The sequence below is a fragment of the Sandaracinobacteroides sp. genome, from assembly GCF_057137845.1.
This window is the reverse complement of the sequence record NZ_DBNHFX010000040.1, coordinates 1-10,074: the sequence shown is the minus strand read 5'-3', so window position 1 is coordinate 10,074 and position 10,074 is coordinate 1. Positions and strand designations below refer to the sequence as shown.

The 10,074-nt window shown below is 63.5% G+C and carries 12 protein-coding genes and 1 pseudogene; 12 read left to right on the top strand and 1 reads right to left on the bottom strand.

Features of this window, described 5'->3' with window-relative positions; translation table 11 throughout:
* The 11 genes and pseudogenes from AC16JP_RS01915 to AC16JP_RS01865 form a co-directional block, all read left to right on the top strand.
* Positions 1-256, top strand: a pseudogene (locus AC16JP_RS01915) (TolC family protein); the annotation flags it as partial.
* Between the two features lie 268 nt (positions 257-524).
* Entirely contained in the window at positions 525-704 is a 180-nt protein-coding gene (locus tag AC16JP_RS01910; RefSeq protein WP_484338909.1) for a hypothetical protein, read from the top strand.
* A gap of 16 nt (positions 705-720) precedes the next feature.
* Positions 721-1,275 carry a hypothetical protein gene (locus AC16JP_RS01905; protein ID WP_484338908.1) on the top strand — a complete coding sequence of 185 codons (555 nt, stop codon included), beginning with the start codon at positions 721-723 and terminating at the stop codon, positions 1,273-1,275.
* Between the two features lie 12 nt (positions 1,276-1,287).
* Positions 1,288-3,018, top strand: a complete 1,731-nt coding sequence (locus AC16JP_RS01900; RefSeq protein ID WP_484338907.1) for a cbb3-type cytochrome c oxidase subunit I — start codon at positions 1,288-1,290, stop codon at positions 3,016-3,018.
* Between the two features lie 26 nt (positions 3,019-3,044).
* The gene (gene cyoE, locus AC16JP_RS01895; protein ID WP_484338906.1) at positions 3,045-3,926 is read left to right on the top strand and encodes a heme o synthase; all 882 of its coding nucleotides are present in this window, start codon (positions 3,045-3,047) and stop codon (positions 3,924-3,926) included.
* Entirely contained in the window at positions 3,914-4,753 is an 840-nt protein-coding gene (locus AC16JP_RS01890) for an SCO family protein (RefSeq protein WP_484338905.1), read from the top strand. The genes cyoE and AC16JP_RS01890 overlap by 13 nt, the downstream gene beginning before the upstream one ends.
* Before the next feature lie 2 nt (positions 4,754-4,755).
* Positions 4,756-6,339, top strand: a complete 1,584-nt coding sequence (locus AC16JP_RS01885) for a cytochrome b N-terminal domain-containing protein (RefSeq protein ID WP_484338910.1) — start codon at positions 4,756-4,758, stop codon at positions 6,337-6,339.
* Complete coding sequence (locus AC16JP_RS01880) at positions 6,336-6,857, top strand: hypothetical protein (RefSeq protein WP_484338904.1); 522 nt, start codon at positions 6,336-6,338, stop codon at positions 6,855-6,857. The genes AC16JP_RS01885 and AC16JP_RS01880 overlap by 4 nt, the downstream gene beginning before the upstream one ends.
* A gap of 16 nt (positions 6,858-6,873) precedes the next feature.
* Positions 6,874-7,278 carry a bacteriohemerythrin gene (locus AC16JP_RS01875; protein WP_484338903.1) on the top strand — a complete coding sequence of 135 codons (405 nt, stop codon included), beginning with the start codon at positions 6,874-6,876 and terminating at the stop codon, positions 7,276-7,278.
* Between the two features lie 61 nt (positions 7,279-7,339).
* Entirely contained in the window at positions 7,340-8,206 is an 867-nt protein-coding gene (locus tag AC16JP_RS01870) for an aminotransferase class IV (RefSeq protein WP_484338902.1), read from the top strand.
* A 126-nt stretch (positions 8,207-8,332) separates the two neighbouring features.
* Positions 8,333-8,713, top strand: coding sequence for an acyl-CoA thioesterase (locus AC16JP_RS01865; RefSeq protein ID WP_484338901.1), 381 nt, complete (start codon positions 8,333-8,335; stop codon positions 8,711-8,713).
* 10 nt (positions 8,714-8,723) lie between these two features.
* Here the strand turns inward: AC16JP_RS01865 and AC16JP_RS01860 are convergent, their stop codons facing one another.
* Positions 8,724-9,356, bottom strand: coding sequence for a TetR/AcrR family transcriptional regulator (locus AC16JP_RS01860; protein WP_484338900.1), 633 nt, complete (start codon positions 9,354-9,356; stop codon positions 8,724-8,726).
* Positions 9,357-9,502: 146 nt separating this feature from the next.
* Here AC16JP_RS01860 and AC16JP_RS01855 point away from each other — a divergent pair.
* On the top strand, positions 9,503-10,074 hold a 572-nt coding region (locus AC16JP_RS01855), incomplete at its 3' end, for a TonB-dependent receptor plug domain-containing protein (RefSeq protein WP_484338899.1).

Sequence of the window (10,074 nt, the reverse complement as noted above, 5' to 3'; positions counted from 1 at the left end):
GAACGCCCGCATGCGGCTGGATGGGTGGCGGCGGGCACAGGAATCCGCTGCCGCTGCAACCGAAGCCGAGCGGCGCACCGAGCGCGGATACCAGTTGGGCGAGATCGACCTTGCCGATCTGCTGATTTCCCGCAGGCTGGCCGGAGATGCCCGCCGGGCGGAGATTCTGGCCCGATCCGAAGCCGACCGGGCGTTGCTGAAAATCAGGATCGACTCGCACAGCATCTGGTCGGCGCACGTCGAACACGACCACTGACATCCAGCGCCCGGCCTGCCGGAGAGCAGGATGCGACATGATTTTCAGCGTTGATTGCGGGCCACGCGTTCGGGTTTGATCTGAATCAAACCTTAATCGCTTCTGTCGAAACATCATTCGCGCGCGGCCCATGGCCTGCACTGCAGTCCTGCCTGGCAACTGTCGGGCAGGACAGCAGGTATATCCGGCGCAGCCACGGCGGCGGCGCCGGAAATCAGTGCAGCCGGCCATCGCGGCCGTCTGCCCGTCGACGGATGGGGAGTGACTGATGGCCGAGAACACGCCCGGCAACGCCGGAGAAAAGGAACCCGAGCCCGAGCCCGTGCCGGTGATGCAGCAGATTCTGGATAATCCGTTCCTGCTTCTGTTTCTCGGGGTCACGATCCCGACGGTGCTCTACCTGATCTGGGGGATCATGGAGATCGCCTCGATTCCCATCGGCAACTGAGCGAGGAGACCGCGTCATGGCCATTTCGCCTCCATCAAACCGCTACTGGTGGAAGGAACCGATCCACGGAATCGAACTCGCGTGGATCGTGATCGCCTTCCTCTGGGGGCTGTTCATGTTCTTCTTCATGATCGCCTGGCACTTTATCGGCCAGCAGAACCTCTCGTCCGAGACCTACAAGGTGTCGCCGTCGGCCTATGCCGCCAAGGTCGAGGCGTTTGCCGAAAAATATCAGGCCAAAGACGCCAGCGGCAATCTTGTCGAAGAGGAAGGCGTGCCCGTCGTCCGCCCGCCCGCCGGCGAGGATGTCTATATGCTGGCGCGACTTTGGGAATTCTGGCCGATCCTCGAACTGAAGAAGGGGAAAAGCTATCGTTTCCACATGTCGTCGGCTGACTGGCAGCACGGGTTTTCGCTGCAACCGACGAACATCAACATCTCGGTGCACCCCGAATATGAACACGTCATCACGCTGACGCCTACCCAGAGTGGAACCTTCGGGATCGTCTGCAACGAGTTCTGCGGCATCGGCCATCACACCATGACCGGCCGTATCCGGGTCGTCGACTGAGGGAGGAAGCCAATGACCAGCATTGATTATGCCGCAGCGCCGATCGCCGGCGCTGAGACGAGTTGGCGGACCTGCCGCTTCTCGGGCCTGAAGATCGAAGCCAATGCCGAGCGCCTGATCAAGGTGAATGCGGTGGCGGCGGTGCTTTTCCTTGCGCTTGGCGGGCTTATGGGCCTGATGGTGGCGTTGACGCGCTGGCCGGCCGTGCAGTTGCTGCCGGCAGACTGGTTCTACCTGATGCTGACGGGGCACGGCGCGAACGTGCTGCTGTTCTGGATCATCTTCTTCGAAATCGCCGTGCTCTATTTCGCGTCTGCCGTGATATTGGGAAGCAGGTTGGCCGCGCCCAAAATGGCCTGGCTTGGCTTTATCCTGATGGTGGCCGGTGCGGTGCTTGCGAACTATGCGGTGCTGCGCGGGGATTCGTCGGTGATGTTCACCTCGTATCCGCCGATGCAGGCGTCGCACTGGTTCTATCTGTCGCTGATCATTTTTGCGGTGGGCGCGCTGATTGCGGTTTTCGTGTTCTTCGGCACGCTCGTCGTCGCCAAGGCCGAGAAAACCTACAACGGCTCGGTGCCGCTGGTGACGTTCGGCGCGATCACGGCAGCGATCATCGCGGTGTTCACGCTGGCGTCGGGTGCAATCATTCTGATCCCGACCTGGCTCTGGTCGCTGGGGCTGATCACCAACATCGACACGCTGATGTACAAGGTTGTCTGGTGGGGCATGGGCCACTCCAGCCAGCAGATCAACGTCTCGGCGCATGTGTCGATCTGGTATGCGATCGCCGCCATGGTGATCGGCGCCAAGCCGCTGTCCGAAAAGGTCAGCCGCATGGCGTTCTTCATGTACATCCTGTTTCTGCAACTTGCCTCGGCGCACCACATCCTCGCCGAGCCGGGCATGTCGTCGAGCTGGAAGATCGTGAACACCAGCTACATGATGTATCTGGCGGTCATGGGCTCGATGATCCACGGCCTGACGGTTCCGGGCGCGGTCGAGGCGGCGCAGCGCCGCAACGGCTTCACCCGTGGCGCGTTCGAGTGGCTGACCAAGGCACCCTGGGGCAACCCGGCGTTCGCGGGCATGTTCCTCAGCCTGGTGATGTTCGGGTTCATCGGCGGCATTTCGGGCGTGGTGCTGGGCACCGAGCAACTTAACGTGCTGATGCACAACACCATCTATGTTCCCGGCCACTTCCACGGCACCGTGGTTGCAGGCACCACGCTGGCGTTCATGGCGATGACGTATCTCGTCGTGCCGCTGATCTTCCAGCGTGATATTCTCTGGCCGAAGCTCGCCAAGCTGCAACCCTATGTGTTCGGGCTTGGTGCGGGCGGTATTTCGCTGTTCATGATGGGCGCGGGCACGCTGGGCGTACCCCGGCGCCACTGGGACATGTCGCTGACCGACGCGTCCCACCGTTTCGAGTTCCCGTCGGCCGCTTACCTGATGATGGGGCTGAACGGGGTGTCGGCGGTGATGGCCGCACTCGGCGGGCTGATGTTCATCGCGATCATCGTCGGGTCGATCCTCGGCGGTCCGCGCCTAGACAAGGCCGGCGCGAAACTGATCTTCCCGCTGCACGAAAAGAGCCGCGAGGCAGTCAGCGAATATGGCTCTGAAGGCACGCTGAAACTGCCGGGGACGATTATCCTCGTCAGCATCTTCTTTGCCTGCTTCGTCCTCTATTACTTCGTGAACTGGAAGTATCTGTCGGAACTCTGGCTGTTCCGCTGAGCCTCGGCAGCAAAGGAGGTATCGCGATGCGCACCGCCCTTGCCATGACGGTTTCGATCCTGAAGCTCAGGATCGGAACCTTCATCGCCCTCGCCGCACTCGTCGGAATCCTGACCGGTGGTAACCGGCTGGGTTGGATCGAGGCTCTGGTATTCACGCTGGCCGTGTTGGGGGCATCGGGCGCTGCCGGTGCCTTCAACCAGTATTTCGAACGCGAAAGCGACCGGCTGATGGCGCGCACGGCGGGCCGCCCGTTCGCCACCGGCACGCTGCGCGCAGGTGCTATCTGGCCGCTGACGTTTGGCGCATTGCTGGCGGCATCGCTGTTGATGGGGTGGGCAGTCGGCGGCACGCTGGCTGCCGCCCTGGTGTTTCTGGGTGCAGTCACTTACGGGGTTATCTATACGCTGGTGCTGAAACGGCGGACGGTCTGGAACGTCGTCATCGGCGGGGCGGCCGGCAGCTTTGCGCTGCTGGCGGGCGCAGCGGCCGCTGCCGACCCGTTCGAGCCGGCGCTTGGGCCAGTGCCGATCCTGCTGGCGGCGGTGCTGTTCCTGTGGACGCCGCCGCATTTCTGGGCGCTCGCCTATGCCAAGGCGGATGATTATCGAAACGCCGGCATCCCGATGCTGCCGGTCGAAACCGACGCTTCCACATGGGGACCGGTGATCTTCGCGCATGTGCTGGCGCTGGTGTTGCTGTCGTTCGGGCCGCTCCTCTATGGCATGGGGCTGACCTATGGGATTGCGGCGCTGGTGGCGGGGGCATGGTTTCTGGGCGCAAGCTGGCAGTTGATGCGCACACCGTCGATCAGGGCGGCATGGGCTACCTTTGCCGCTTCGCTCGGCTATTTCGCGCTGCTCTCGCTGGGCGTGGTTCTCGACAAGACGGTGGCATGGCTGTTCTGAGAAGGCTTTTGGCGGCGCTTGGTGTTGCGTTGGTGCTGGCCTCGGGCGCCTCCGCCCGGGAAAAGCTCGATGCGGAAATTGCCTATGATGCAAGCCAGGCGGCCGTTGGCAACCAGACCGGCAATCATGTCCTTGTCGATCAGAACGGCAAGGCGCTGGCGCTGGCGGACCTGCGTGGGCGCCCGCTGGTCGTGTCGCTGGTGTTCACCAGTTGCGCGACGGTTTGCCCCATCACCACCGATCATCTTCGCAAACAGGTAACAGCGGCGCGCAAGGCCATTGGTGATGGATCATTTGCTGTCCTGACGTTCGGGTTCGACGCCAGCGGCGATACGCCGACCCGTCTGGCGGCCTTTGCCGGAACCCACCGGATCGCCGGAATCCGCGACTGGCACGTCGCCAGCGCCGACGAGGCGACGACCGCCGCGCTGCTGAAGGAACTGGGCTTTTCCTTCACGGCTGCCGCGCGCGGGTTCGATCATGTAACCCAGACGAGCATCCTCGATGCGCAAGGGCGTGTGTATCGGCAAGTCTATGGCGATGCCTTCCCGCTGCCTGTTCTGACAGAGCCGCTGAAAGAGCTGGTGCTGGGCACGCGCACCCGCTCGATGGCGCCGGAAGATCTGGTGGACCGCATCAACTTTCTGTGCACGGTTTACAACCCGCTGACCGGCGCTTACCGTTTCGATTATGGCATTTTCTTCGGCATTTTCTTCGGTGCCGTTTCCCTTCTGATATCGGGGTTCATCATCTTCAGATTGTGGCGAGGGCGCCGCCGGGCCCAGCACATGACAGGGGGGAGCATGACAGAGGGCAGGCCGGTTTGAGCATGGGATTGCGCAACAGTGTGGCTCGCGGCTTCGACCGCGTGGAACGGCTGCTCGACAAGGTTTTCGGGGCCGACTGGAACCCCCTGGCCCAGTTGGGCCCGCTTGGCTGGTTCCTGTTCTGGATCGTTGCCGCAACCGGCATGTATCTGTTCATCTTCTTCGATACCGGCGTCGAGGCGGCGCACCAGTCGATCGTCTGGATCAGCACCGATCAGTGGTGGCACGCGGGCGTTGCGCGCAGTTTCCACCGCTATGCCTCTGACTTGATGGTGCTGGTGATGTTCACCCACCTGCTGCGGGAGTGGTCGCTGGATCGCTATCGCGGCAAGCGCTGGTTTTCATGGTTCACCGGGGTTCCGGTGATCTGGTTCGTGTATCTTTCGGGCATCACCGGGTTCTGGCTGGTGTGGGACAATCTCGCCCAATATGTTGCAGTGGTCAGTTCCGAACTGCTTGACAGTGTAGGCATATTTGCAGAACCGATCGCACGGAATTTCCTGTCGCCGCAGAATCTTTCCAGCCGCTTCTTCACCCTGATGGTGTTTCTGCACATCGCCATTCCGTTGCTGCTGCTGCTGATGATGTGGATCCATATCCAGCGGATCGCGCTGGCCCGGACGAAGCCCCCGCGCGGACTTGCGGCGATCACGCTTGCGTCCCTGCTGGTAGTGGCGTTGATCCGGCCGGCACCGCTTGGCCCGGCGGCCGATCTGGCCACTTTCCCGGCGCGGGTCGGGATCGACTGGTTTTACCTCTCGCTCTATCCCGTGATCGAGACTGTGCCGGCGGGTGCCGTCTGGGCGGGTGCAATCGGCCTGTCGATGTTGCTGGCTGGCCTGCCGTGGCTTCCGGCACGGCGCGAACAGGGTGCAGCGGAAGTATTCCTCGATCACTGTAACGGCTGCTCGCACTGCGTCGAGGATTGCCCCTACGGCGCGATACAGCTTGCCCCGCGCTCGGATGACCTGCCGTTCGCCTTTGAAGCGCGGGTGGATCCTGATCGATGCGTCGCCTGCGGCATCTGCATGGGCGCCTGCCCGTCGTCGACACCGTTCCGCCGGTCTGGTGATCTGGTCACGGGGATCGATCTGCCTGACCGCCCGCTTGCCAAGGTCCGCGCGGAAGTGATCGAGGCATCGCGTCAGTTGCAGGGCACAGGGCGCATCCTGACGATCGCCTGTTCGCACGGGGCGGCACAAAGCGCGGCGCCCGGCCGGGTGGTGCTTCCCTGCGTTGCCATGGCGCCGCCTTCGCTGATCGACTACATCATCAGCCGCGGGCTGGCCGATGGCGTGGCGGTGGCGGGCTGCGCCGAGCGCGACTGTTTCAACCGCCATGGCCGCAACTGGACGCTGGCTCGCATCGCCCGTACCCGCGATCCCTATCTCCGCACGCGCGTGCCGCGTGAGCGTCTGGCGGCGATCTGGGCCGGCGCGACGGAAAGGCCGCGTCTGGACACCGAACTGGCGGCATTCTCGGCTGCAGTCGGCGCGCTGCCCACCTACGACCACGTCCGCCCGCTGGGAGAGGGCGAGGCTGCCGAAGCAGAGGCCGCTGCGCGCAACCGGGGCCGGAAATCATGAAATCGCTTGGCATCGACTGGCGCGGACGGGCGCATCATCTGATCGGCGGCGCGGTAATCTCGGTGCCGCTGTTTTTCGGTGCCGCCGTGTTGTCGGGCAAGCCTGAGTGGCAAAGCCTGCCGCCGGATACCGGCCTCGTGCGGCTTAGCTTTACCCATTCCGGCGCCCGCAACTGTCGGGAACGCACCGCCGACGAACTGGCTAGCTTGCCGAAGAACATGCGCGCGGCGAAGGTCTGCGAACGGCATCGTGCGCCGGTGCGCATCGAGATGGATGTCGACGGCCGCACCGAACTGGCAACCGATCTGAAGCCGAGCGGCCTGTTCGGCAGCGGCCCGTCGCGCATTTATCATCGAATCGTGCTGCCAGGCGGCACCCACCATGTGGAACTGAGGCTGAACGACGATCCCGCCGTGAAAGGGTTCACCCATAAGGCCAGCTTCGACATCCGCCTTGCCCCTGAGCAGAGTGTCGCCATAGACTTCGACCCCCTGCGGGGTGGTTTCTTCCTGCACTAGGCTGAAAGGACGGGTTGTGGCTGCCATCGTCTGGAAACCGGAATACAGCGTCGGCGACCCGGCGGTCGACCACGAGCACCGGGAACTGATCGATCTGGTGAACACGGCCGTCGCCGACATCATCGAAGGAAGGCCCGAGGCTGACGTCGATCGTTGTCTGGGGGATTTGTATCGGGCGGTTTCCGCGCACTTCGCGCTCGAGGAAAAGCAGATGCGGCGCGCCGGGTATGGCGAATATCCGCCGCACAAGGCCGACCACGAGCAATTGCTGGACACGCTGCGCGACATCATGGACGAAGCGCGCCCGGGCGACGCCGAAGCCGCCGGCCGTATGACCGCTGCACTTGAAGTGTGGTTCACCGACCATTTCCGCACCCACGATGCGCGCCTGCACAAGACTCTTGGCCCGCACGAGCATTAAGCCGCCGGTGGTTTGCGCCTGCCGATTGCGCGCGAACCGGCCGGCGGCTAACGCCTGAACCATGCCCGCAATCGCCTATGTGAACGGCCGCTACGGCCCGATCGATGAAGCCGCCGTTTCGGTCGAGGACCGCGGCTTTCAGTTCGCTGACAGCATCTACGAGGTGGTGGCCTTCCTGAACGGCCGGTTCCTTGATTTCGATGGCCATATCGAGCGGCTGCGCCGGGGCCTTGCGGCATTGTTCATCGACGGCGTTCCATCGGATGCGGCGCTGGGCGCGATCGCACAGCGGCTGCTGCACCAGAGCCGCTATGCCGACGGGTTGCTGTATGTACAGATCAGCCGTGGAGCAGCACGACGAGACCATGCGTTTCCGGCCGGGATCAGGCCGACCCTGGTGATGACCGTGCGCCGTTTCGATTTCCGGCAGCGCGTGGGGCAACTGGCGCGCGGCATCGCGGTGATGACGCTTCCCGACCAGCGCTGGGCGCGTTGCGACCTGAAGACGACCGGGCTGCTGCCCGCTGTTCTGGCAAAGCAGGAAGCCCGCGAGGGAGGCGCGTTCGAAGCCCTGTTCGTGCGCGGCGACGACATCACGGAAGGGTCGTCCACCAACGTCTATATGGTCGATGCCAAGGGGCGGCTGATCACGCATCCGGTTTCCGCCAGCATATTGGCAGGGATCGCGCGCGGGCAGTTGCTGCGGCAGGCAAGGCAGGCGCAGATCGAGGTGATCGAGCGGCCATTCACGCAGGCCGAAGCGCAGGCCGCCAGCGAACTGCTGGTAACATCGACGACCGTGCCGCTGCTTCCCGTCGTGACGATCGACGGGAAGGCCGTCGGCAACGGCGCGCCCGGCCCGATCGCGACCCGGTTGGGGCAGCTCGTCTGGGCCGAGGTTGAGCGGCAGACCGGCTGGCAACCCTGAAGCGGGGGTAGGGCGCATTGCGCCTTCATGCCGCATCCCTTGTGCATTGCAGCGACAGGGGTTACATCCCTGCAACACACGGCCATCCTTTCCGGCCGTGCGAAAGGGTCAACCGGAACCGCCGAGATGTATCAGTACGATATTCACATCCAGCCCGACGACATTGATTTCATGGGGCATGTGAACAACGCAGTCTATCTGCGGTGGGTGCAGGACGCGGTCATCAGCTACTGGGAAAAGGTTGCACCTGCCGAAGCGGTGACGAATCACCTCTGGGTCGCGCTGAAGCATGAGATCAGCTACCGCGCGCCCGCGTTTCTGGATGACTCGGTGCTGGCCGAAGTCATCGCAACCGGCGTGCAGGGCAGCCGGGCCTTCTTCACAACGATGATCCAGCGCGGCGATACCATTCTTGCGGAAGTGAAATCGAGCTGGTGCTGCATCGACACGGCGACGCGCCGTCCGGCCCGCATCGCCCGCGATCTGGCGGCGCGCTTCCTGCCCTGATTTTTGCGGCTCAGCGTTTCCGCAGGCCGTCGGCCACCAGTGCGTGCGCGCGGTTACGCACTTCGTTCAGATCTTCGCCTTCGCTCCAGACGCCATAGCGCAGGCCCAGAAATACGTTCATTCCGGCGATCGCCCAGGCCTCTACCTCGCCAAGGTCGTCGCGCAGTTCGCCGCCTTGCGCCCCGGCGCGCAACCGCTCGGCCATGCGCGCGACGGTCGAACGGTAATGTTCGCGATAGACATCCGGGGCGACGAACTCCGCCTCGTCGATGATGCGGTAGATGAACTGGTTTTCACGCACGAACGCCAGAAAATGATCGAAGGCCGCGCGTTCTTTCGCCAGCGCATCGGGCGCTGTTGCCACATGCGGGGCCACCTGCGCCTTCACCTGCGCTGAAAGGTCAGTCACCACGGCGCGGAAGATTCCTTCCTTGCTGGGGAAGTAGGTGTAGAAACTGCCCAGCGCCATGCCGGCCCGGCGGGTAATGTCGGTGATGCCGGTTGCATGAAAGCCGCGCGCGCCGAATTCCTGTGTTGCCGCATCCAGCAGTGCGCGAAGCGCGCGCCTGCCACGCTCTGTTCGGGGGGAACGGTCGGCGTCCTGGCCTTCTGACTGTGTCTTTGTTGCATCGGCCACGGGCATTCTCCTGCCGGGGGGCATGTTGGATCAGAATTGAAGTTGAATGTCGATTCATGTTTCAGTAATTCAACGAACCAGTATTCCGCAAGTCCGTACCGAAGCGGGGCAACCAGCAAGGCGCGAAAAAGTGCCTGAATCCGGAGAGTGAGATGAACCTGTTCCATTCCCTTTCGCACAAGGCTTCGTTCCTTGCACTGGCGGCGTCGCTGGCGGCGCCGGCCACGACGGCCGCCTACGCGCAGAATGTTTCCGTCAGCAACGATGCCGACGAGAATGTCATCATCGTGTCGGCCCGCCGCCGCGACGAAAGCCTGATCGACGTTCCGATTTCCGTGACTGCGGTTTCCGGTTCGGCACTGGAAGCGCAGGGCGCGCCCGACATTACCTCGCTGCAGCGCCAGGCCCCGAACATGACGACGGCCGTCGCGCGCGGCTCCAACTCCACCCTGATCGCGTTCATCCGTGGCGTCGGCCAGCAGGATCCGCTGTGGGGCTTCGAGCCGGGCGTCGGCCTTTATGTCGATGACGTCTATGTCGCCCGCCCGCAAGGCGCCGTGCTGGATATCTTCGACGTCGAGCGCATCGAAGTGCTGCGCGGGCCGCAAGGCACGCTCTATGGCCGCAACACCATCGGCGGCGCGATCAAATATGTGACGAAGCGCCTCGGCCATGAATTCAGCGGCCGCGCCAGGGCGACCTATGGCAGCTACAACCAGGTCGA